Consider the following 22581-nt stretch of genomic DNA (forward strand, 5'->3'; position numbering starts at 1 on the left):
TCTCTTGACTTTTATTTATTGGAATTATGGAAGAAGATTCAAAACATACAGCCGAAACGCCATTTAATCCGATAGCATCAAAGGCAGAACGTTATGAAAAAGGAGCTTCGGTTAGAAAGAAGATACCTTTGGCAAAACATCAGGAATGGAATTCTTTAAAAAACCGCAAAGATCCAGTAGATATTTTAATTCAGACCAGCGAAGGAAGAGTTGAAAGTCTGTTGCCCATTCGGTACAGAAGAATGATGGAATCTCCTTTTGCATTTTATAGAGGTGCCGCTGCTATTATGGCTAACGATTTGGCTCATACTCCGGTAAGTGGAATAAATCTACAGCTTTGCGGTGATTGCCACTTGATGAATTTTGGCGGATTTGCAACTCCAGAACGTAAATTGGTTTTTGATATTAATGATTTTGATGAAACTTTTCCAGGACCTTGGGAATGGGATATAAAAAGACTCGCAGCCAGTTTTGTGATTGCTGGACGATGGAGAAAATTTTCCAATAAAAATTGTAAAGAATTTGCTTGGAATGTTGCAGATAGTTATAAAAGGCATATGCTGGATTACAGTAAATTATCAGCACTTCAAATATGGTATGCTGATATTGATCTGGCAGAATTGATCGAATTAGGTCGAGATAAAGAATTTAAAGAATTTGACCAGAAAAGAATTAAAAAAGCATCAGAGTATACGGCTCATGAAAAAGAATTTGCAAAGATGACTTATTTTGATGGCGCCAGAGCTCGCATAAAAGATGATCCGCCATTGATATTCCATCCGAGTGGAGAACTTGAAAAACAAGTAGCTAAAGAGGGAGAAATTATCCATAATAGATATTTAGAATCGCTTTCAGAAGAAAAGCAGATTTTATTAAGCCGATACATGCTTCAAGATATTGTTATAAAAGTAGTGGGTGTAGGCAGCGTTGGAACATTATGCGGCATTAGTCTGCTGATGTCGGCAACTGGAGAACCTATTTTTTTACAGTTTAAAGAAGCTCGAAAAAGTGTTTTGGAAGGAAATGTAAAAACAAAAGGGAAATACAACCATCAGGGAGAAAGAATTGTAATGGGACAAAAACTAATGCAGTCTGCTTCTGATATGTTTCTGGGTTGGACAGACGACAGTAAAAACAGGTTTTTCTACATTCGCCAGCTTAGAGATGCCAAAATAAAACCAGTTCTTGAAGTGATGAAAGCTAAAAATATGGCAGAATACGCCAAAGCCTGTGGATGGGCGCTCGCAAGAGCTCATGCTCGCTCCGGAGATCCTTCGATGATTTCAGGTTATATTGGAGACACAGATGAATTTGCTGATGCCATTACAGAATTTTCGGTTTTATACGCCAATCAAAATGAATCGGATTATAATAAAATGCTGGAGGCAATAAAACATGGAAAATTGCCTATTTCAGATGAAATCTAATTCTCTGTAATCAAAAGAAAATAGAACCAGTATGTAGTTGTGCAAAGTAAATTTAACTTTAAAAAATGGAACGAAATATACTATAAAATAACAAAGTAAGATTTTATTTATTTAATACTGTTAATTAAATAAAATGATTTATCTTTGAGAGTGAGCTAAGTAATTGTTTAGTAGATTGTTGTATCGAATAGGCGATTATTAATGCACGCTTTGCCCCCTCGTTCAAGATTTTTATGATTTTAATACATTCGAGTTAAACTGATTTAATTATTAATTTAATAAATACCAAACATGAATATTAAAAGAACAAATCTTCGCCTTATCCCAATTTTATTTTTGGGTTTAATTTACAGCTGCTCCCCAACTGTAAAAGTTACGACCGATTATGATCATGCTGTTAATTTTAGCGAATACAAAACATTTGCTGTTTATGATCTAAGAGCGCAGGAAGGTCAGGTAAATCAGTTAAATGTTGATCGTGTAGCAAAAGCTATCCGAAACGAAATGCTTGCTAAAGGATTTACAGAATCTTCTAATCCAGATTTAAAAGTTAATGCCGTTTCTATCTTAAAAAATAAAACTTCTGTTAGTGCCAACACTAACTTTTATGGATATGGCGGAATGTATCGCCCTTATGGATATTGGGGCGGTGGTGCTATGATGGGTGGCGCCAATACGACATTTGATACTTATGACTATGTTGATGGTTCATTAGTAATTGATATTGTGTCTACAAAAACGGATAAGTTAGTTTGGCAAGGAATTGGAAATGCCGAAATTGACAGTAAACCAGATAATCCGGAAGAATTTATTAACGGTGCAATCAAAAAAATACTTACAGGTTTCCCTCCGGGAGCAGATAAAAAATAATTTAAGATATAAAGGAAAGTTGTACTTGCCAGTCTTCGGCAAGTACAATTCTATATGGTTATACGCCCCTTCTCGCACTCTATTTTTAAGATTTTAAGAAAAATATTTACTCAGTTAAACTTAAAAAAATGATCGATATATTACTTTCACTTTTCTTTTTCATAGCCACAATTGCGGGTCTAGCTACATCAATTATGGTTCTTTTTTCCAGAAAAAACTATTCTAAAAGTTTCTTTTTGGGAATGTTTTTATTGAGTTTGGCGGTAGTAAGTATCTACAATTTTTATCTCTCGGCCAACTTATTTAAAAATTTTCCAGATCTATTTACCATTACAAAAGCGTTTATATTTTTAACCGCGCCATGTTCTTTTTTATATGTTAGAAATATTTTATCACTTAATAAAAGTTTTAGAAAATACGATTGGCTGCATTTTGTGCCTTTTATAATTTATTTCGTTTTAACGCTGGTTGTTTATGTTGGAAGTTACACTGATATAAAAGCTGTTGATTATATTTCACAATTAATCAAAAATCCATTTTCTGTTTTAACATTGACGATTTGGCTTTTCTATGTGTTTTTTCAAACCATGTTGATTTTAAACTATGATCTGAAAAAATTTAAAGGAAATCAATTTCATCGAATTAAAGTGATTAACTGGATTAGAGTTTATAATCTTATGATTTTGTTTTTATTTTCGGCGCTTTTTGTTCATCATTTTTTATTGATAAAAGTTGAAGCTACAGATCTTTCTTGTTATGTACTCATTTCTTCTGTTTTATTTTTTACTGTTGGATGGCTGTATTTCAAACCACAGATTTTTCATGACGAAGAGGAAACATTCGACTTTGTTGTAGATAATACAGTATTGGTAAAAACAAAAGAAACCAAAACGGTAATTCCGATTGCGAATGAATTAACGCTTGAAAAAAGAGAAGAATACCTCCTTAAATTAGACTATGTTTTAAACTCGAAAAATCTTTTTCTAAAGAAAGATTTCGTAATCAGAGATCTATCTGATGAAACGGGAATATCTGTGCACCATTTGTCCAATTTAATTAATTCTGAATTCGGACTTCATTTTCAGGATTATGTTAATTTGAAAAGGATTGAATATTTTAAAGAAAAAATAAATGATCCAGAATGGAAAGATCTATCGCTGGAAGGAATGGCGTGGGGTTCTGGTTTTAAATCTCGCACAACCTGTTTTAGAGCCTTTATAAAACATACTGGAAAATCTCCTTCGGAATACTTTAAAACCATTAGAATAAATCCTGATCGCACAAGCGCATATTACTTTAAGTAAAATTATATCTTTCAAAAAAGCAAGTTCTCAGCAGCGGTTGTAAAAGTCTTAATTCACTTTAAAACATTTCGGCATGAAAGAAAAAAAGATTAATTCGAAAAAAACAGTACGGCTACTTTGGGTAGCAATGTTTATGTTGATTTCATTTTATAGCAATGCCCAGTTAAAAGGAGGGCATATTCTTGGTTCTTCTGGATTGCAGGCAGGCACACAGGCTCCTGCCAATAAATTAAGTTTATATGTGCCAGGATATTTTTATGGAGCTAGTACTTTAAGAGATTCAGACGGAAATAAAACACTTTCAAACCCTGATTTAAATATGTTTTTAACTGGAGTTGGAGCCAATTATGTAAGCGATTTTAAGATTTTGGGTGCCAATTACGGGGCAACAATTTTAGTCGCATTTGCATCCAACACAATACAAGGAAGCTATGTAGATTCAAAAAGCGATTTTGCTTTTACAGATATGCTTTTACAGCCTGTTCAGTTAGGCTGGCACAATAAAAGAGCAGATTTTGTATTCAGTTACCAAATGTATCTCCCAACAGGGAAATATGAGCTTGGTGGCAGTAATAATAGCGGTCTAGGAATGTTTATGAATGAGTTTTCTGCAGGAACGACCTTGTTTTTTAATGAGAAAAAAACATTTCATTTTTCAGTATTGGCTGCGTATGAAATCAATAGTAAAAAGAAAGGCACCGATATAAAAACAGGCGATATATTAAGCATAGAAGGAGGTTTAGGAAAAACATTTTATTGTATGAATGCTGAAAAAACTGCACCAAAAGGAATACTTAATGCGGGTTTGATTTATTACTTGCAATATAAAGTATCAGACGATAAAATTCCTGTTGGAAGCGCAATTGTGCTCGAACCAGACAAAGATAGAATTGGCGGACTTGGAGTTGAAGTGAATTATTTGCACATTGGCTGTATGACGTCAGCAGGTATTAGATGGATTGGAGAAGTGAGCGCCGTAAATAGATTTCAAGGAAATACTTTTTTTATAACACTGGCACATGTTTTCAATTTCGATAAAAAATAATTTCTGAGTTTATTCTAAGAGATTTCAGGTTTTTGCGATGGGGTAAATTTTTAAATATAAAACGATAAAATTCTTATATGAAAAACAAAAAGCCAACATCAAAAATAATACTCTTTTCGCTTTGTATGTTATTTTTATTTAGTTCTTTAAGCGCACAAAAACACCAAGTAGTTTTTAAAGATTCTCTAGATGGTGCTTTCGATTTGAGTGATTTTCTTATCTATGCCAACGGATTTATAGTAGTTCCAACCATTATTACAGAACCAGCTGTTGGAGGTTTTGGAGGTGCGGTCGCGCCAATTTTCCTTAAAAAGAGAGCTCCTGTTATTGAAGAAGACGGAACAAAACGTTTTGTAAATCCAGACATTACAGGAGGAATTGGAATGTACACGGCAAATAAAAGCTGGTTGGGAGGAGCTTTTCGCTCTGCAACACTTGTAAAACCTAAAATATTATATCGAGTTTTTGCGGCTTATGGCGACATGAATTTATCATTTTATGCCAATAATTTGCCCAATCAGGCAGATCAGGAATTTAAACTCAATTTTAAATCGACCATTTTTTATACACAATGGCTCAAACAATTTAAGAACGCAAAATGGAGCGCAGGCCCACAATATCTGTTTTTAAACTCAAAAATAAACCTGCCCGATTTTAATCTTCCGCCGCCATTTGTAGATCCAAAAGATATTAAAAGTACCATAAGTCAGCTTGGAGGCGCAGTGCAGTTTGACGGACGCGACAATATATTTACACCAGATAAAGGAATAAGGGTTCAGGCCGATTTTTTCTGGTCGGACAAAGCAATTGGAAGCGATTACCAATCGTGGCGTATTAATTTATCTACGATAGGCTATTATCCATTGGCTAAAAAACTAATTGGCGGACTAAGGATTGAAGGGGAGCAGGCGTTGGGAAGTCCGCCTTTTTATTTAAAACCAGGAATCAATTTACGAGGAATTCCCGCCGCGCGATATATGGGAAACACCAGTATTGTTACCGAAGGCGAGTTACGATGGGATGTTTACAAACGATGGAGCGTTATGGGGTTTGGAGGTCTCGCCAGTGCGTTTGACGATTGGGACAAAGCTTTTGCAAAACCCGTTGTTTACAGTTACGGAAGCGGTTTTAGATACCTCTTAGCCAGAAAATTTAAACTTCGCATGGGAATAGATGTTGCAAAAGGACCAGAAGAATGGGCATATTATATCGTTTTTGGAAGCAATTGGATGCGATAAATAAAGATGCAAAAAACTTGTAAGAAGTTAATTTATAAAATAATAACTCCAAAAAACCTTAATAAGCCATTATTGAGGTTTTTTGTATTAAATACCTTAATAATTCTATCCGTTAAGAAAATATTAACAATTAAACATCACACAAATTGTATAATATTTAATTGTTTTGTAACAAATTAGAAACATTGGAGACTAATTTTGTTAAATCTTAAACATAAATTATGAATACATTTTCATTCAAATCAGTGTTTGCAGCTTCAGTATTTTTAGCTGGAACAGCAGGCTGTTTTGCGCAAGACGTATTAGTGAATTCACTTAAACTAAACGCGAGCGACAAAAGTAAAGAGAACTTCAAATTTACAGAAGTAATTAATCTAGGAACAACATCAGTAAAATCTCAAGGATCATCTGGAACTTGCTGGAGCTACTCAACAAACTCATTCTTAGAGTCAGAAATGATTCGTTTAGGAAAACAGCCAGTTGAGTTATCTCAAATTTATTCTGCAAGAAACGTGTATGTTGAAAAAGGCGTAAACTATGTTCGTATGCACGGAGCAATTACTCTTGGAGACGGTGGAGCTCTTCACGATGTAATTAATATGTATAAAAAATACGGAACTGTGCCAAGAGAAGTCTATACAGGATTAAACTACGGAACAGACAAAAACAAATTTGCTGAAATGGGCGCTCTTATCGAAGGTGTTCTTACAGCGGTGGTTAAAAACCCGAACGGAGAATTAACTCCAAACTGGCAAAAAGCGTACGCAGCAGTTATTGATTCTTACTTAGGAAAAGTGCCAGATAACTTTAACTACAAAGGGAAAAACTATACTCCGCAATCTTTTGCTAAAGAAGTAGTAGGAATTAACCCAGATGAGTATGTAGAAATGTCATCTTTTACAAATGCTCCATACTACCAAAAAACAACTATGATGGTGCCAGACAACTGGTCATTGGATCAAGTTTACAACGTAAAATTGAACGATATGACAGATGTTATCGACAACGCACTTAAAAAAGGATATACTGTAGCTTGGGCAACAGATGTTAGCGAGAAAAGCTTTAGCTGGAAAAACGGTGTAGCTTATGTAGCGTCTAAAAAATTCGACGACATGACGGCTGAAGAAAAAGCAGACATGTTTAACGGGCCAAAAGCAGAACCAGAAATTACTCCAGAAATGCGTCAGGCTGCGTTTGATAACTACACAACAACAGACGACCACGGAATGCACATTATTGGTCTTGCAAAAGATCAAACTGGAAAAGAATACTATATCGTAAAAAATTCTTGGGGAGAAACAAATGACTACAAAGGTTTCTTGTTTGTAACTAAGAACTTCGTAAAATATAAAACTACTGCACTTCTAGTAAACAAAGGAGGAATTCCTGCTGAAATTGCTAAGAAATTAGGGGTTTAATTAACCTAGAGTTTTAAAGAAAATAGAAAAGCGCTACAATGAAAATTGTGGCGCTTTTTTATTTCTATAAATAAAAATTTTACCAAGATTTTTCTTTTTAATATTCTCGAATATTAAAAAATATCTCTAAATTGAAATTCTAAAAAATTAATAAATGAAAATTTTAAATTCAAAGGATTTATTGCAATTAATGAATAATGCAACTGAAAATCGGATTAAAGTAAATGATTTTGAAATTGATATTGAAGATCATTTAGATATTAATTTGAATATTGATTCAATTGAATTTAATAATTGTTTTTTTAAGGGAGGTAGAATCGATTTCTATGATTTTGTTAGGAATGATGATATTAAAGATCAATTTTGTAGTTTGTCATTTGTTGATTGTATTTTTGGAAATGATTTATACATTAAAAATTGTTGTCTGTATAGTCTTGAATTTAAAAATGTGCATATTCTTTCAAATAACTTTTCTATATCTTCATCTGATATAAGTAGAATAAGTATTGTAGGAAGTCCAGGAAGGTATAATAAAATATTTTGCTTAACATTGAATGGTTTATCGTTTAAAAAAACATCTATAGATATAAGATTAAATGAATTTGAGGGGATGATTTTTATTAATAATTGCATCTTTAGAGAGGTTACTATTAATGCTAACATAATTGATAAAATTAACATTTCGGGTTCTATTTTTGAGGAAAGTTTTAATTTTTGGAGGAATCAATTAATTTCAGAATCTTTTATTAAAAATTGCTCATTTAATGAACTAAAAGGTGATCATTCTAATTATGGGCAATCAATGAATTTTAATGACACAAAATTTTTAGGAAATTGTAATTTTGAAAGAATACAAAATAGAAGAACTTTGTTTAAGTTTTCTAAATGTAATTTTGATAAATATATATATTTTGATAAATCTGATATTTATGAAATAAGTTTTGATACAGTTTTTTTTAAAGAAATTGTTTCATTTCAAAACTTAAATTGTGATAAAATAAAACTTAACAGAACTCATTTTGATAAAGTTGCCTTTTTTAACGATTTGCATATCAGAAATCCAGATAATTGCGATTTAAAAACAATTAGATTGATAAAAAATCACTTGCTTAAAGTTGAAAATAAAATCGATTATTTAAAATACAGTGCAATTGAGCATAATAATCTTTTGAGAAGTTCAAAATTAAATATAAATGACAGAATATTACTTAACTTAAATAAACAATCAAATGATTTTGGAAACAATTGGATTCTTGGAATAAAGTTCACAATTAAAAGAGGAGTTCAGTTTTTTTTATTGCTTTTGATTGTAAATAATTTCGTGATTTCTAAATATCCACTTTCCCTTAATTTTAAAGGAGAAATTGCTTCATACTCTCAAATACTTACGGAGTTTTTAAAGTTTATTTTCTCTCTTGGATTTGATAATAAAGAAATACAGAGCAATGGTTTTTTATATTTGATATTTATTGCAGCTAAAATTTTTATTGGATATGGGATTTATCAAACAATTTCTGCATTTAGAAAGTATGGAAAAAGCTGATATTCTTTATCACTTAAAACAAAAAGAGGCTTTCAGCAAAGCCTCTTTTTGTAATATATTTTAGAAAATAAAAATCCCTACTTCCCCTTCATCAACTTCTCCAAATACTCCACTTTATCCTTTTCAGCCTGAACCAAACGCTCATAAAGCTCTACAATTTTATCAAGAGGATTGAAAGTACAGTTATGATTTACAGTTGGTCCGCTATGAATAACAGATCCTTCGTGGTTGTTTTGAATATTGTTTAACACAACTTCATCGCTATAATTTTTAATAGCATCAGCCGAAACACCCAAAGCTTCTGCAATAACGTTTAGTTTTTCATCATCAACGGTTTCGCTTCCTTCAATATTAGAAATCGTCTGTTGGCTCATGCCAATAGCAATGGCAAGTGCTTCTTGTTTCATTCCTCTAAGCTCACGAATGCGGCTTATGTTTCTCCCGATATGTTTTGGTTTTGTTGCTGTGCTCATACTTCAAAGATATTAAAAATCCTTAAAAATTAAGATAATAGTAAAACACTATCTTTTTTGGTGAATTACCAAACCTAATGTTTTGTTAGATTGTTTTCTATTGTTTAATTCGCTGAAACAAAAATACAATTTTTCGTACAATAATTATTCAAAACCAAAAGAGTAAATATAAACGCCATGACGAGAGAAAACGAAAACAATGCAAGCGAGAATAAGGTAATAGCATCTTTGTCCAAATTCGTATCAGATATTTGTTTTGATGGAGATTTTAGAAATCATCCTGAATACTTAAACGAAATTTTCGAACACCTTCTTGAAACAGAGCCAGGAAACAGCCTTCCTTTACGAATTAAAATGTTGAGTTGCATTAGAATGAGTAAGATGCTCGTAAAAGCCTTAGAACCATTTACAGACGAACAAATCCAAAAAGCTTGTACGGAAAATAGGAACTATTAAGAAGAAATAGGCATTTAAACGTTTTTTAGGGCTTTTAAAAGGCGATTAGGACATCGAGAAGAGATATTGCGTAACTTTATGTATGTTTTAAGTCCTGGCATTTAATTTTAATGATTAATCATGAAAAAGTATGGAGCAGTTTTAAGTACACTTGCATTCGTATTTTCTCTTCACTGTCCTGCCCAGCGCACCAACACTGCCTCCGCTTCATCAGCAAAAGGAAACACGATATTATTGACGGATAATCTTGCAGGTAGTGATCTTGTAATAAAATCCTATTATGTAGAAGAAAGAATTAATAAGCTTTTTGGGGGAAGAATTATAACCTATGAAGTTTCAAAACTGGATATGGTCGACACTTACGATTTAGGTCCAAACAACACCAGAACTGTAATCCCGATATATGCAAAGCCAAAACATCTCATAGTTCCTAATGCTATACCGGCAAAAGCTCCTTTAGAAAATGTAAAAGTAACATTAGCACCCGCTCAAACGGCACTTACAGCTTCTGTTCCAAAATCAAAATCTATTAATATTGATGTAATAAATACTTATGGAAAAGTAATCGACAAAGGTTATAAAACAGTCGAAATGCTAAGAAAAGTTGCTGACCGACTTTATTTTGATGGAAATCTAACCGAAGCGGCTGGTTATTATACGCAGTTATTTGAGCTAACTTCAGATTTAGAAGTAATATATTTTTACAGATATGCTCAATCTCTAAAAGCCATTAACGAAACAGAAAAAGCTGATGCTTTAATGAAAAGATTCAAAAGCGAAACGCTGGCTGTTAAATAGTTTTTTTTACCGCAAAGACGCAAGGTTTTACGCAAAGTTCGCAAAGTTTAATTATTGTAAACTTTGCGAACTTTGCGCTTTCTTAGCGCCTTTGCGGTTAAAAAATAACAACATAAGGAAGCTTTTTCCGTAATCAGGAAGGCTTCGTCGAAAAAAGGTATTTTAACGTTTTTTCAAGTTAGTTACAGAGATTGTTAAAATGTAACACGCTGAATCATATATATTTAATAAAATTTTTAGCCAGACCATTAATTTTATTGAACTGTTTATGAAAAAGTCCAGAGTGTTTTTCAGCGCATTTTTATTAATAATTTACCTCAATTGTTTCGCTCAGCAAAAAGAAAACGCAACAGTTTCTATAGCAAAAGGGCAGACGATATTATTGACAGACAAACAGTCAGATGAAAATTTGGTTATAAAATCCTATTACGTCGAAGAAAGAATCAATAAACTTTTTGGTGGAAGAATTATAACCTACGAAGTTTCCAAACTTGAAATGGTTGACACTTACGATTTAGGTCCGAATAACACCAGAACGGTGATTCCGAGATATGTAAAAAGAAAAGACAAAGCAATCGCTCCAATTGAATCTCCAAAAGTCAAAGAAGAGCATTTGTTAACTTCACTCAAACCAGTTGAGGTTGCTATTTCGGCTCCTGCCAAAGAAACCAAATACACCAGCGTAGATGTTACAGGTACATACGCAAAAGTACTAGAGAAAGGCTATCGAACTCCAGAAATGCTCCAAAAAGTAGCCGACCGACTTTATTTTGAAGGCAATTTTAATACCGCAGCGAGTTATTACGAACAGTTGCTTAATTTGGTCAAAGACCCCGATGTTATTTACTACTACAGATATGCTCAATCCTTAAAAGCAATCAATCAATTAGAAAAAGCAAATGCTTTGATGAAAAGGTTTAAAAGTGAAACTTTGGTTGTGAAGTAGTTTTTTTTCTTTAACTGCGAAGTTTTTTTAACCGCAAAGGCGCTAAGAAGGTGCAAAGGTCGAAAAGCTTTAAACAATTTAAGCTTTGCGACCTTTGCGTAAAAACCTTGAGCTCTTTGCGGTTAAATAAACAATCCTAATTATTGGAATTTGGACAAAAAAAAAGACGATCAAATTTGATCGTCTTTTTTTTAAGCTCCCCCTCTTGGGCTCGAACCAAGGACCCTCTGATTAACAGTCAGATGCTCTAACCAACTGAGCTAAGGAGGAATCACCTTAAAAGGTTAATATGTTTGCTAAAAAAAGTTGCTCCCCCTCTTGGGCTCGAACCAAGGACCCTCTGATTAACAGTCAGATGCTCTAACCAACTGAGCTAAGGAGGAAGTTGTTGCTCTTTTTAGCGAGTGCAAATATAAAACTATTTTTAGTTTCTCAAAAACATTTTCACTCTTTTTTTGACTTTTTTTTACTTGCCTACAATTGCCTTGTAAATGTCGTTACCATTAGCAAATAGTAGTAGTGAAATAAGTAAAACAAAACCAACCATTTGCGCATTCTCTAGGAATTTATCGCTTGGTTTTTTGCCGCTAATTATTTCATACAATAAAAACATCACGTGTCCACCATCAAGAGCCGGAATTGGCAATAAATTCATAACTCCAAGCATAATTGACAATAAAGCCGTGATTGACCAGAAAACTTCCCAGCTCCAAGAACTAGGGAAAATGTTGTAAATCGCAGCAAAACCACCCACTTGTTTGTAAGCTTTAGTTTCTGGATTAAAAATCATCTTTAATTGTTTTCCGTAACCTACTAATTGATCTTTTCCTTTTTGAAGACCAACTGGAATAGATTCGAAGAAACCGTATTCTTTTTTACTTACTTTATAATAACCTAATTTTTCTAAAGAGTCCATTCCTAAACCGCCAACAGCAACTCCAAGTTTTCCTGCATTAGATACTTTTACTGTAATAGGAGTTTCTTTTAAATCACGTAAAACAACAGCAGGAATAGATTTTCCTTTATTGCTTTCTAAAATAGCTTTAGCTTCATCAAAATATTTAATTTTCTGTCCGTTCAGACTTACCACTAAATCTTTTGGTTTTAAAGCAGTATTCTCAGATTCTTCAGAAATTTTGCCCACAACAAATGGCATTCTAATGCCAACTAATAAGCCCTTTTCTGTTTTAGAAAGCTGATCAACAAAATCTGTTGGCATAGTAATCGTTTGCTGTTGTCCGTTTCTTTCAATCAAAACGTGTTTTGCCATGATTACATTCATGTTCATGTCACTGTCAAAATTTTCTACAGCTTTACCATCAATAGAAATAATTTTATCACCGGTTTTAAAACCAGCTTTAAGCATAGCAGGATTTTCAATTGCAACACCATCTTTCAAATCAGCATTTGCAATATAAGTATCTCCGTAGGCAAATGCCATACCTATATATATAATAAAAGCCAAGATGAAGTTTACCGTTACACCACCAAGCATAATAATTAAACGTTGCCAAGCTGGTTTAGTGCGAAATTCCCAAGGCTGTGGAGGCAGAGCCATTTGCTCTTTGTCCATACTTTCATCAATCATTCCAGAAATTTTCACATAACCACCCAGCGGCAGCCATCCGATACCGTATTCTGTTTCTCCTATTTTCTTTTTGAAAAGTGAATATTTAACATCAAAAAACAAATAAAATTTTTCGACTCTGGTTTTAAACAATTTAGCAGGGATAAAATGCCCTAATTCATGAAGAATAATAAGTAAAGATAAACTCAATAGAAATTGAGAGAGTTTGATAACTATATCCATTTTTTATTTTTAATTCGTATTTAACGCACAAAAGTAGCGTTTTCTATTTTAATATAAGTGTGCAAGATAGTGTTTAAGATTTTAAATGTTTGTTAATTAATAAACATTTCGATTTCTCGTTTTAACAAGATACTGTAACTTTACTTTTTGAACACTGCCTTACTCAATTGGTAGTAAAAAATCATTAAAAGTTACAAGTCTATGGCAACGAAATTATTTTCTCCGCTCACTATAAAAAAAATTATTTTAAAAAATAGAATTACAATCTCGCCAATGTGCCAATATTCTGCAATTGATGGATTTGCAAATGATTGGCATCTCGTTCATTTAGGAAGCCGTGCAACTGGCGGAGCTGGTCTTATTATTCAGGAAGCAACAGCAGTTTCTCCAGAAGCCAGAATTTCTCCTTCAGATCTTGGAATCTGGAAAGATGAACATATCGAAAAATTAAAACAAATCAATGCATTTATTGTTTCTCAAAATTCAATTCCGGGAATCCAGTTAGCACATGCGGGAAGAAAAGCAAGTGTTTCGGCTCCTTGGCTTGGAAATAAAAAATTAGATTTCGCTCAAGGCGGATGGCAGACTGTTGCGCCAAGTGCTATTCCGTATCACGATGACGAACCATTTCTTCCAGAAGCTTTAGATAAAAACGGAATTAAAAAAGTGATTTCTGATTTTAAAACAGCAACGAAAAGAGTGGTGGAAGCAGGATATCAGGTTTTAGAAGTTCATGCGGCTCATGGTTATTTACTGCACCAGTTTTTGTCTCCTTTAACGAATGTAAGAACAGATGAATATGGCGGAAGTTTCGAAAACAGAATCCGTTTTACTTTAGAAGTTGTAGAAGCGGTTCAGTCAGAATGGCCTTTAGATTTGCCTTTGTTTGTTCGAATTTCGGCAACAGACTGGGCAGAAAATGGTTGGAATCCAGAAGAATCTGTACAGCTTTCTAAAATATTAAAAGAAAAAGGAGTAGATTTAATTGATGTTTCGTCAGGCGGATTGGTATCGCATCAAAAAATAACATTAGGATCAGGTTATCAGGTTCCTTTTGCGGAAAAAGTAAAACAAGAAGCCAACATTGCAACAGGCGCAGTCGGACTAATTACAGAAGCCAGACAAGCAGAAGAAATTCTAAATATGGATCAAGCCGATTTAATTTTATTCGCCAGAGAATCTTTGAGAAACCCAAATTTTCCTTTAGATTTCGCCAAGGCATTAAACGACGAGATTCAATGGCCAAAACAATACGAAAGAGCTAAACTTTAAAATTTTTTTTCCGCCACAAATTCACGAATTTATTTTTTTGTAATTCGTGAATTCGTGGCGAATAAACTAAAACAAAACCAATGCAAAAGATAAAGACAGCATTATTATCATACGGAATGTCGGGGAAAGTTTTCCATGCTCCGTTTCTAGATATTCACGAAGGATTTGAATTATTAGGTTCTTGGGAAAGAAGCAAAAAATTAATTCAGGAAGATTATCCATACGTAAAAAGTTATGCTACCCTAGACGAATTATTAAGCGATGATGTCGATTTGGTAATTGTAAACACTCCAGTTGGAACGCATTACGAATTTGCTAAAAAAGTTCTTTTAGCAGGAAAACATGCAGTCGTAGAAAAAGCTTTTACAACAACAGTTGCAGAGGCAAAAGAGTTAGCCAAAATTGCAAAAGAAAAAGGTTTGAAATTGGCTGTTTTCCAGAACAGAAGATGGGACAGCGATTTTAAAACCGTAAAAAAAGTAATTGACGACGGCATTTTAGGAGATTTGGTAGAAGCAGAATTTCATTTTGACAGATATAATCCGTTATTGAGTCCAAAAGCGCATAAAGAAACAGCAAATGACGGAGCTGGAGTTTTGAAAGATTTGGGTCCGCATATTATTGATCAAGCTGTAAGTTTGTTTGGCTGTCCAAAAGCCGTTTTTGGAGACATTCGTGTAACAAGAGAAAACTCAGTTGTAGATGATTGGATCGATTTGACTTTGTTTTATTCTAATTTCAGAGTTCGCTTAAAAGCTGGTTTTTTTGTGAGAGAAGCCAATCCTGCATACACCATTCACGGAAAAAAAGGATCTTTCTTAAAACCTCGCGGAGATGTTCAGGAAGACGATTTGAAAGTTGGAAAAAAACCAAACTTAGAATCTTGGGGAACAGAAGAAGAAAGTTTGCAAGGACTTTTACACACTGAAATTGATGGTAAAATTGTGAGAGAAAAAATCCCAACGCTTCAAGGCAATTATTTCAGTTTCTTCGACGGTGTTTACGATTCGATTGCAAACGATAAAAAAGAGCCTGTTACCGCAGATGAAGGCGTAAAAGTGATGCAGATTATAGAAGCTGCAATTGCGAGTAATGCACAGCAGAAAGTAATAATTGTACAATAATCAAGACGCACAATAGTGCGTTTTTTTTTGGTTTCAATTTTAAAAATAATCCCGAAAAGTTGTAATTTTAATAAGATGAATTCAATTGAAAACGTGTCAATTTATAAACAATAACGTTGTAAATTGTTTACAGCATCAAGCTTAATGCACTTTGACAAGTGTTTTTAGTATTTTTGACAATATCCAATAAAAATTTAATATGCTGATAAATTTTAATCCGTTAGCGCTTTTTCAGACCAAAGGAAAAATCAAGAAAGTATTTAGAGAAGCAAAAGCCTCTTATTTAAACCGTATTCGTTTTGCCGTTGGAATGTTTTATTTCGGAATGGGTTTAAGTTTTGCTACATGGGCGAGCAGAATTCCAGATATTAAAACGGCTTTAAATTTAAGCGAAGGAGATTTAGGTTCTATACTTTTTGCGCTTCCAGTTGGACAATTGGCTATCATGCCGTTTTCAGGAAAAATGGTCACAAAATTTGGAAGCCACCGTATTCTGATTTTTTCTTTAATAATGTACGTTTTCTGTCTTATCAATTTAGGTTTAGCAACAACGGCATTACAATTATCTCTCGGATTATTTTTGTTTGGTTTATTCGGAAACCTTGCCAATATCGCTGTAAACACACAAGGCGTTTATACAGAAGTTTTGTTTAAAAAGACAATCATGTCATCATTTCATGGGATGTGGAGTTTTGCAGGATTTACAGGCGCGTTAGTTGGTCTAGGAATGCTAGCTTTAAAACTAAATCCGCTACATCATTTTATAATTGTTGGGATTATAGTTTTATTAATGGTCGCATTTAATTTTAAATTTTTGGTAAGAGCCAAAGAAAAAAAGAAACCAAAAGAAGAAGGCAAAAAACTATTTGTAAAACCAGATACAGCTTTACTTTGGCTTGGTGTAATCGGATTTTGCAGTATGGCAAGCGAAGGTGTTATGTTCGACTGGAGCGGTGTTTATTTTAAAGATATTGTAAAAGCGCCAGGAGCATTGGTGGTTTTAGGCTACACTTCTTTTATGATTATGATGGCCAGCGGAAGATTTCTTGGCGATGGACTAATCAATAAATTTGGACGCGAACGCGTTATGCAGATTAGCGGAGTTATGATTTCGGCTGGACTTTTTACAGCTGTTTTTCTTCCTTATATTATTCCATGTACCATTGCTTTTATGTTTGTAGGTTTGGGCGTTGCAACGATTGTTCCTACCGTTTACAGCATTGCAGGTAAAAACCCGACTGTTCCTGCGGGCGAAGCTTTAACAATTGTTTCGAGTGTAAGTTTCTTAGGTTTCTTAATGGGACCTCCAGTAATTGGGCATATTGCACAAAGTTTCGGATTGCAGTTTTCTTTTGCATTTATTGGAATTTTCGGAGTTCTAATTGCCTTTATGGTTTCTAAAATTAGAACATCAGCTTAATATTTTTTGATTAATATTGATTAAAAACAAACAAATTTGTAAGAATTTATTTGTTTTTAAATATTTCTTTCTATATTTGAATCCAAGCAATTGCTTGAGTTTAAAACGCTCTTTTTTTTCCAAAGCCAATTTTTATCTTTTGAATGAAGGATTTCGATCCAAAATAATTTTGAAAGTAAATTGAATTTTTTTAATGGGAAAAAAGTACGCGGTCTTCTTTATTGTATGGTTTTTTAATTTTGCTTTTTCGCAGAAGGAAATTACGGTAACAGGAATTGTTATTGATGCTCGAACGCAAAATCCGCTAGAAAATGTAGTGGTAACGATACAAAATACTGCTGTAATGCAGCTAACATCAAAAACTGGAAAATTCGAACTTTATATATTTCCCAAAAAAGAACAATTGCTTTTATTGAGAAGTCAAGGATATAAAGATTTCCTTTTAAAAGTGCAGTCTAATGGAGGACAAAATATAAATCTCGGGATTTTACAATTAGAAGATACCTATTCAGATGAAGTTCCGGCTGCATTGATTACGCTTTCAGATAGTGATTTTTCGGATGATAATAGCTCGTCTGAAATGACTTCAGGACTTTTACAATCTTCAAAAGATGCTTTTATGTTGGCATCTGCTTTCAATTGGGGGCAAGCCCGATTCCGTATTCGTGGTTTAGACAGCGAGAACGGAACGATGATGCTCAACGGAATGGCCATGAATAAAATTTACGACGGTAGACCACAATGGAGCAATTGGGGAGGTTTGAATAATGTACTTCGCAATCAAGAATTCTCAGCTGGAGCTGCTGCTTCCAATTATACTTTTGGTGGAATTTTAGGCACACAGCAGATTTTTACAAGAGCTTCTTTATATCGAAAAGGAACATCGCTCACATTTTCAGGAAGCAACACAACTTATACTTGGCGCGGAATTGGAACTTACGCTTCAGGAATGAATGCTTCGGGTTGGGCTTATGCAATTTCTGCAGGAAAACGATGGTCAGATGAAGGTTATTTTGAAGGAACAAATTTCAATGCAGATTCTTTTTTTCTTAGTGTCGAAAAGAAATTAAGCAATAAACATTCAGTCAATTTTACGGGATTTTATACTCCAAATTCGCGCGGAAAAAACTCAGCTAATACAAATGAAGTAACTGGATTAATGAATGAAAAATACAATTCGTACTGGGGATTCCAGAATGGAGAAAAACGAAATGCAAGAGTAAAGAATGTTGAAGAGCCTTTATTTATGCTGAATCATTATTTTAAAATTGATGAGAAAACAAATTTAAATTCTGCGATAATGTATCAATTTGGAAAGGTAGGAAATAGCAATATAGATTACCAAAATGCTGAAAGTCCAGATCCTGTTTATTATAAAAAAATGCCAAGTTATTTTAGTTCTCTTTATGCGAAAGATCACGGTGAATTTTCAGGCGAATTTACTCCCGATTATGAAAACGCAGATAAAAACAGAACAGCTCTTTTAGCAAATCCGCAGATAGATTGGAACAAAATGTATTTTGCTAATCAGAAAGTTGGACCAAATGGTTTTGAACCTTCTCAAAGTCATTATGTGCTTTACGAAGATAGAACAGACGATCGAACTTTTGCGGTAAATTCAAATTTGAACACACAGCTTTCTCCTAATATTTTTTTTTGACGGAGGCTTTACTTTTAAAAAATTGAAGTCTCATAATTTTCAATATTTATTGGATCTTATTGGTGGAGAATACTTCGAGGACATAGATCCGTTTTACAAAGGAAATCTTTCACAATCTGATTTGCAAAATCCAAATCGAAAGGTTAAAAAAGGTGATACTTATGGATATAATTTTAATTTTCTGGCTAATACTTTGGATGTTTTCACGCAGTTTAGGTTTGCGTATAACAAAACAGAATTCTTTTTGGCACAGTCTTATTCTGTTTCAGATTATCGAAGAGAAGGTTTGTATCAAAACGGACTTTATCCTACTACTTCTTTAGGAAAAAGTGAAAATGTAAATTTCGAGAATTTTGGTTTTAAAGGTGGATTCACTTATAAAATTTCAGGAAAACAATTGCTGTTTTTTAATGCTACACACCTTACACGTGCGCCTTCATTAAGAAACACTTTTTCTAATTCGCGTTTAAATAATAACATAGTTGACGGAATCGAAAGCGAAAATATTACTAGTGCAGAGGCAAATTATGTTTATCGTTCTTCTAAACTCAAATTACGTTTAACAGCTTATTATACTTTAATTAAAAATACATCAAAAACTTCTTTTTTCTACGCAGAAGGAATCTTTGATAATGGTGCAGGATATGACGCTACTGATGCTTTTGTAAGTCAGACTTTGACCAAGTTAGACAAGAAAAATACTGGGGCAGAATTGAGTTTTGAATATCAAATTTCATCAACATTTAAAACTAATTTATCTGCAGCTTTTGGAAATTACATTTACAGTAGCAACCCAAATGTGATGATTACAAACGATTCCAATAAGGCGAAAGATGGTGCACAGACGACATTTAATTTTGGAGAATCTTATCTCAAGAATTACAAACAGCCTGGAATGCCGCAACAAGCCTATTCATTTGGACTGGAATATCGTGATCCTAAATTTTGGTGGCTTGGCGCTAATATTAATTATTTGGCAGAAAGCTATATTGATGTATCTCCAATTTCTAGAACATCTCAGTTTTATATTAACCCAGCAAACGGATTTCCTTTTCCCGAAGCAACTTCAGAAAGAGGAAATGAATTATTAAAACAAGAAAAATTTAATCCAATTACATTGCTGAATCTTAGCGGTGGCAAATCTTGGCGTATCCGTAAAAAATACATAGGACTTTTTGCAAGCGTAAATAATGTACTTGATTTGGTCTATAAGACAGGTGGCTTTGAGCAGGCAAGAAATGCAAATTTTAGAGCCTTAAATCAAGATGTTTCTAGTGGCACTCCTTCTTTTGGACCAAAATATTATTACGGCTACGGACGAACTTATTTTTTAAATCTTACTATCGGTTTATAAATTGAAAATCTATTTCTTATGAAAAAACTAGTTTTATTTTTTATCTCCCTATTACTATCTGGATGTAATGCTGAAGTTGAATCTCCAAAATTAGCTTGCACACAGCCCGATTTTACTGCAAACAAAACGGTTGAAAACATATACGAGCTTTCGGGTACAACCGCGAAACAATATGTGTATGATGATATTATTGAAGCCTATGTAGTGTCGAGTGATGAAGGGGGTAATTTTTTCAAATCAATTTCATTGCAGACTTTACCAACTGCAGTAACTCCATCTATTGGTTTGAGTGTTCCTGTAGATGCCTCAAATACTTACATTGATTATCGTGTGGGAAATAAAGTATATGTAAAACTTAAAAATCAATTTACGGATATATATTATGGTGGTTTAAGAGTTGGAAGTCTTTATGTAAGTAATGCTGGAGATCCTACAATTGGTAGAATTTCTCAAAACGAATATAAAAATGTACTGAATGCATCCTGTACAATGATTAATGAAAATCAATTGGTGGCATCACTTTCTATAGAAGAAGCACTTTCGGATTCTAGATTAAATACTCTAATTGAACTAAATGATGTTGAATTTACAGAAGCAGCATTAGGACGACATTATTTTGAAGAATCTAATAATATTGGGGGCTCGACCAATTGGAATTTAAGAGATAAAACAGGAAATCAAATTATTTTTAGAACTAGCGGTTATGCAAAGTTTGCAGATCATTTTGTGCCTGAAGGAAGCGGGACAGCGAGAGGAATTTTAACAAAATTTGGTTCCGATTATCAGTTTATGGTTCGTTCTGAAAATGATGTTGTTATGAATGGAAAAAGAAGCACTCCATTTTTCTCAGAAGATTTCCAGTCAGTTAAAAACAATGTGAATTTTGCATTGCCAGGCTGGAGCAATATTGTAGAAAAAGCGGCCAAATTATGGAAGAGCATGGTTTATTCTGGAAATGGTTACGCAGAGTTTAATACAACAAGTACAACAGCTGCCGAGAATATTGCATGGCTTGTTTCGCCTAAAATTAATTTAGAAGGATATAAAAATTCTGTTCTTTCTTTTAGAAGTGCACAGCATGATTTGAAGGTTGATTCACCATTAAATACTTTGGAAATTTACGTTTCAGACAATTTTGACGGTTCTAACATTAAGAAAGCAAAATGGACAAAACTAGAAGCAAAAGTTCCAACGCTGTCTACACCTGCTCGACAATTTATTAGTTCTGGCGGAATTGACCTTTCGGAGTATTCTGGGAAAATAAATATTGCATTTCGATATGTGGGATCGGGAAAAGATAAAACTTTAAACGGTGCTTTTATGGTAGATGACGTGAAGATTTTTGGAGAGAAATAAGAACTGAGTTAGAATAATGAAAATAATTTGCTGATTTTTAAAGTATTATTGAAAAGTTTGTAGTTTTTGTATTTCAAATCGTTAAAATCTAATTGAATTTTGTACTTTGGTCATCCCAAATCAATACAAATACCACATGAAAACCTACTTTATTGCCATCTTAATGATGGTGTTTCCTTTCTTGACGCACAGTCAAGACAACGTTAAACTAAAGCAGATTAACATTGTAAAAACAAATTACCAAAACTCTAAAGACGGCGAAATTGTTAACAAAACAATGGCTTTTAAAGATGGTAAACTTCAAACAATAACTACTTCAGATGTTGTACAGCATTTCTATTACAACAAAAATGGGTTGCTTGATATGACAGTTAAGGATAAAATTGGGAGTGACTGGAAAGAAGTGGTAAATTATACTTATGATGCTGATAACAACATTACAAAATTTGTAAAAAAATACCAGGAAGGGCCTAATTATATTACAAAAGTAGTTTCATTTTTATATGAAGGAGCGAGAGTAAAAGTAACTACAAAAAAGAGCACCAATCATCAGAATTTAGTGGATGATATTGAATATCTTGTTGAAAACGGGATTATTGTAAGACGTACTTCACGAGATAGAAACAAGGCAATTATTGGGAAATTAGAATATGTTTATGTAAACGATAATGTGTCAAGACATAAAGGATTGGTTGGAGATAAAATCTCTAAATCATACACTTATGATGATAAAAAATCAGTCGATCAATTAATCGTTCAGAGTCTTTTTGGAGATAATTACAAAGTAATCGTTCCAATGATTTCTTATCATGAAGATGAATTTGAGTTTGAATCTATTTCATATAATAATGAAGTGAATTTCAGTCCATCATCAACAGCTTTAGTAGCAATAAGCAGAAAATACAAATACAATAAATTAAACTATCCAATTTCTTGCTCTCAGATAGAAGAAAATGGAATTGTAAAAACAGAAAAAACGTTTATTTACGAATAAAAGTTTTAAAAATAGACCATTCAATTCGGAAATGGAACTTTGTTGAGTTTATCTTAACTAGTTCCATTTTTTT

At 33.3% G+C, this 22581-nt stretch carries 19 protein-coding genes and 2 tRNA genes; 17 read left to right on the forward strand and 4 right to left on the reverse strand.

Features of this window, described 5'->3' with window-relative positions; genetic code table 11:
* The first annotated feature begins 26 nt into the window (after positions 1–26).
* The 7 genes from OD917_RS12580 (at position 27) to OD917_RS12610 (ending at position 8845) form a co-directional block, all read left to right on the forward strand.
* The gene (locus OD917_RS12580; protein WP_263523846.1) at positions 27–1427 is read left to right on the forward strand and encodes a DUF2252 domain-containing protein; all 1401 of its coding nucleotides are present in this window, start codon (positions 27–29) and stop codon (positions 1425–1427) included.
* 291 nt (positions 1428–1718) lie between these two features.
* On the forward strand, positions 1719–2297 hold the full coding sequence (locus OD917_RS12585) for a DUF4136 domain-containing protein (protein ID WP_263523847.1): 579 nt from the start codon (positions 1719–1721) through the stop codon (positions 2295–2297).
* 128 nt (positions 2298–2425) lie between these two features.
* Positions 2426–3601, forward strand: a complete 1176-nt coding sequence (locus OD917_RS12590) for a helix-turn-helix domain-containing protein (RefSeq protein ID WP_263523848.1) — start codon at positions 2426–2428, stop codon at positions 3599–3601.
* Between the two features lie 73 nt (positions 3602–3674).
* Positions 3675–4646 carry a transporter gene (locus OD917_RS12595; RefSeq protein ID WP_263523849.1) on the forward strand — a complete coding sequence of 324 codons (972 nt, stop codon included), beginning with the start codon at positions 3675–3677 and terminating at the stop codon, positions 4644–4646.
* A gap of 77 nt (positions 4647–4723) precedes the next feature.
* Entirely contained in the window at positions 4724–5884 is a 1161-nt protein-coding gene (locus OD917_RS12600; protein ID WP_263523850.1) for a BamA/TamA family outer membrane protein, read from the forward strand.
* Between the two features lie 221 nt (positions 5885–6105).
* Positions 6106–7302 (forward strand): aminopeptidase C, encoded by a 1197-nt coding sequence (locus OD917_RS12605; RefSeq protein ID WP_263523851.1) that lies wholly within the window; start codon positions 6106–6108, stop codon positions 7300–7302.
* A gap of 154 nt (positions 7303–7456) precedes the next feature.
* Positions 7457–8845: a hypothetical protein gene (locus tag OD917_RS12610; protein ID WP_263523852.1), complete on the forward strand. Its 1389-nt coding sequence runs from the start codon at positions 7457–7459 to the stop codon at positions 8843–8845.
* Between the two features lie 77 nt (positions 8846–8922).
* On the opposite strand, the gene OD917_RS12615 is transcribed toward OD917_RS12610, so the two are convergent.
* Entirely contained in the window at positions 8923–9318 is a 396-nt protein-coding gene (locus OD917_RS12615; RefSeq protein ID WP_263523853.1) for a helix-turn-helix domain-containing protein, read from the reverse strand.
* Between the two features lie 177 nt (positions 9319–9495).
* Between OD917_RS12615 and OD917_RS12620 the strand changes: the two genes are divergently transcribed.
* The 3 genes from OD917_RS12620 to OD917_RS12630 all read left to right on the forward strand — a co-directional run bounded on the left by OD917_RS12620 (position 9496) and on the right by OD917_RS12630 (position 11518).
* Positions 9496–9774 carry a hypothetical protein gene (locus tag OD917_RS12620; protein ID WP_263523854.1) on the forward strand — a complete coding sequence of 93 codons (279 nt, stop codon included), beginning with the start codon at positions 9496–9498 and terminating at the stop codon, positions 9772–9774.
* Between the two features lie 120 nt (positions 9775–9894).
* Positions 9895–10572 (forward strand): hypothetical protein, encoded by a 678-nt coding sequence (locus tag OD917_RS12625; protein ID WP_263523855.1) that lies wholly within the window; start codon positions 9895–9897, stop codon positions 10570–10572.
* A gap of 268 nt (positions 10573–10840) precedes the next feature.
* Positions 10841–11518, forward strand: coding sequence for a hypothetical protein (locus OD917_RS12630; protein WP_263523856.1), 678 nt, complete (start codon positions 10841–10843; stop codon positions 11516–11518).
* A 196-nt stretch (positions 11519–11714) separates the two neighbouring features.
* On the opposite strand, the gene OD917_RS12635 is transcribed toward OD917_RS12630, so the two are convergent.
* The 3 genes from OD917_RS12635 to rseP form a co-directional block, all read right to left on the reverse strand.
* Positions 11715–11788 (reverse strand) — tRNA-Asn (locus OD917_RS12635).
* A 39-nt stretch (positions 11789–11827) separates the two neighbouring features.
* Positions 11828–11901 (reverse strand) — tRNA-Asn (locus tag OD917_RS12640).
* A gap of 83 nt (positions 11902–11984) precedes the next feature.
* Positions 11985–13328, reverse strand: coding sequence for an RIP metalloprotease RseP (rseP, locus tag OD917_RS12645; RefSeq protein WP_263523857.1), 1344 nt, complete (start codon positions 13326–13328; stop codon positions 11985–11987).
* 201 nt (positions 13329–13529) lie between these two features.
* Between rseP and OD917_RS12650 the strand changes: the two genes are divergently transcribed.
* From OD917_RS12650 to OD917_RS12675, 7 genes are all read left to right on the forward strand, one after another.
* Positions 13530–14600, forward strand: a complete 1071-nt coding sequence (locus OD917_RS12650; RefSeq protein ID WP_263523858.1) for an NADH:flavin oxidoreductase/NADH oxidase — start codon at positions 13530–13532, stop codon at positions 14598–14600.
* Positions 14601–14680: 80 nt separating this feature from the next.
* On the forward strand, positions 14681–15724 hold the full coding sequence (locus tag OD917_RS12655) for a Gfo/Idh/MocA family oxidoreductase (RefSeq protein WP_263523859.1): 1044 nt from the start codon (positions 14681–14683) through the stop codon (positions 15722–15724).
* Between the two features lie 199 nt (positions 15725–15923).
* Positions 15924–17144 (forward strand): MFS transporter, encoded by a 1221-nt coding sequence (locus OD917_RS12660; RefSeq protein WP_263523860.1) that lies wholly within the window; start codon positions 15924–15926, stop codon positions 17142–17144.
* A gap of 193 nt (positions 17145–17337) precedes the next feature.
* Positions 17338–18804, forward strand: a complete 1467-nt coding sequence (locus OD917_RS22585) for a carboxypeptidase-like regulatory domain-containing protein (RefSeq protein WP_318013894.1) — start codon at positions 17338–17340, stop codon at positions 18802–18804.
* A gap of 22 nt (positions 18805–18826) precedes the next feature.
* Positions 18827–20158 carry a hypothetical protein gene (locus OD917_RS22590; RefSeq protein ID WP_318013895.1) on the forward strand — a complete coding sequence of 444 codons (1332 nt, stop codon included), beginning with the start codon at positions 18827–18829 and terminating at the stop codon, positions 20156–20158.
* An 18-nt stretch (positions 20159–20176) separates the two neighbouring features.
* Positions 20177–21514: a DUF5689 domain-containing protein gene (locus OD917_RS12670; protein WP_263523861.1), complete on the forward strand. Its 1338-nt coding sequence runs from the start codon at positions 20177–20179 to the stop codon at positions 21512–21514.
* 136 nt (positions 21515–21650) lie between these two features.
* The gene (locus tag OD917_RS12675; RefSeq protein WP_263523862.1) at positions 21651–22508 is read left to right on the forward strand and encodes a hypothetical protein; all 858 of its coding nucleotides are present in this window, start codon (positions 21651–21653) and stop codon (positions 22506–22508) included.
* Positions 22509–22581: the final 73 nt, after the last annotated feature.

Origin of the sequence: Flavobacterium sp. SH_e, assembly GCF_025717045.1 — a bacterium.
Classification (GTDB): domain Bacteria; phylum Bacteroidota; class Bacteroidia; order Flavobacteriales; family Flavobacteriaceae; genus Flavobacterium.

Coding starts and splice junctions, on each gene's coding strand:
- OD917_RS12660 (WP_263523860.1), top strand. CDS start 15,924: ATGCTGATAAATTTTAATCCGTTAGCGCTTTTTCAGACCAAAGGAAAA.
- OD917_RS12610 (WP_263523852.1), top strand. CDS start 7,457: ATGAAAATTTTAAATTCAAAGGATTTATTGCAATTAATGAATAATGCA.
- OD917_RS12670 (WP_263523861.1), top strand. CDS start 20,177: ATGAAAAAACTAGTTTTATTTTTTATCTCCCTATTACTATCTGGATGT.
- OD917_RS12600 (WP_263523850.1), top strand. CDS start 4,724: ATGAAAAACAAAAAGCCAACATCAAAAATAATACTCTTTTCGCTTTGT.
- OD917_RS12585 (WP_263523847.1), top strand. CDS start 1,719: ATGAATATTAAAAGAACAAATCTTCGCCTTATCCCAATTTTATTTTTG.
- OD917_RS22585 (WP_318013894.1), top strand. CDS start 17,338: ATGGGAAAAAAGTACGCGGTCTTCTTTATTGTATGGTTTTTTAATTTT.
- OD917_RS12590 (WP_263523848.1), top strand. CDS start 2,426: ATGATCGATATATTACTTTCACTTTTCTTTTTCATAGCCACAATTGCG.
- OD917_RS12615 (WP_263523853.1), bottom strand. CDS start 9,318: ATGAGCACAGCAACAAAACCAAAACATATCGGGAGAAACATAAGCCGC.
- OD917_RS12650 (WP_263523858.1), top strand. CDS start 13,530: ATGGCAACGAAATTATTTTCTCCGCTCACTATAAAAAAAATTATTTTA.
- OD917_RS12625 (WP_263523855.1), top strand. CDS start 9,895: ATGAAAAAGTATGGAGCAGTTTTAAGTACACTTGCATTCGTATTTTCT.
- OD917_RS12580 (WP_263523846.1), top strand. CDS start 27: ATGGAAGAAGATTCAAAACATACAGCCGAAACGCCATTTAATCCGATA.
- OD917_RS12655 (WP_263523859.1), top strand. CDS start 14,681: ATGCAAAAGATAAAGACAGCATTATTATCATACGGAATGTCGGGGAAA.
- OD917_RS12605 (WP_263523851.1), top strand. CDS start 6,106: ATGAATACATTTTCATTCAAATCAGTGTTTGCAGCTTCAGTATTTTTA.
- OD917_RS12620 (WP_263523854.1), top strand. CDS start 9,496: ATGACGAGAGAAAACGAAAACAATGCAAGCGAGAATAAGGTAATAGCA.
- OD917_RS12630 (WP_263523856.1), top strand. CDS start 10,841: ATGAAAAAGTCCAGAGTGTTTTTCAGCGCATTTTTATTAATAATTTAC.
- rseP (WP_263523857.1), bottom strand. CDS start 13,328: ATGGATATAGTTATCAAACTCTCTCAATTTCTATTGAGTTTATCTTTA.
- OD917_RS12595 (WP_263523849.1), top strand. CDS start 3,675: ATGAAAGAAAAAAAGATTAATTCGAAAAAAACAGTACGGCTACTTTGG.
- OD917_RS12675 (WP_263523862.1), top strand. CDS start 21,651: ATGAAAACCTACTTTATTGCCATCTTAATGATGGTGTTTCCTTTCTTG.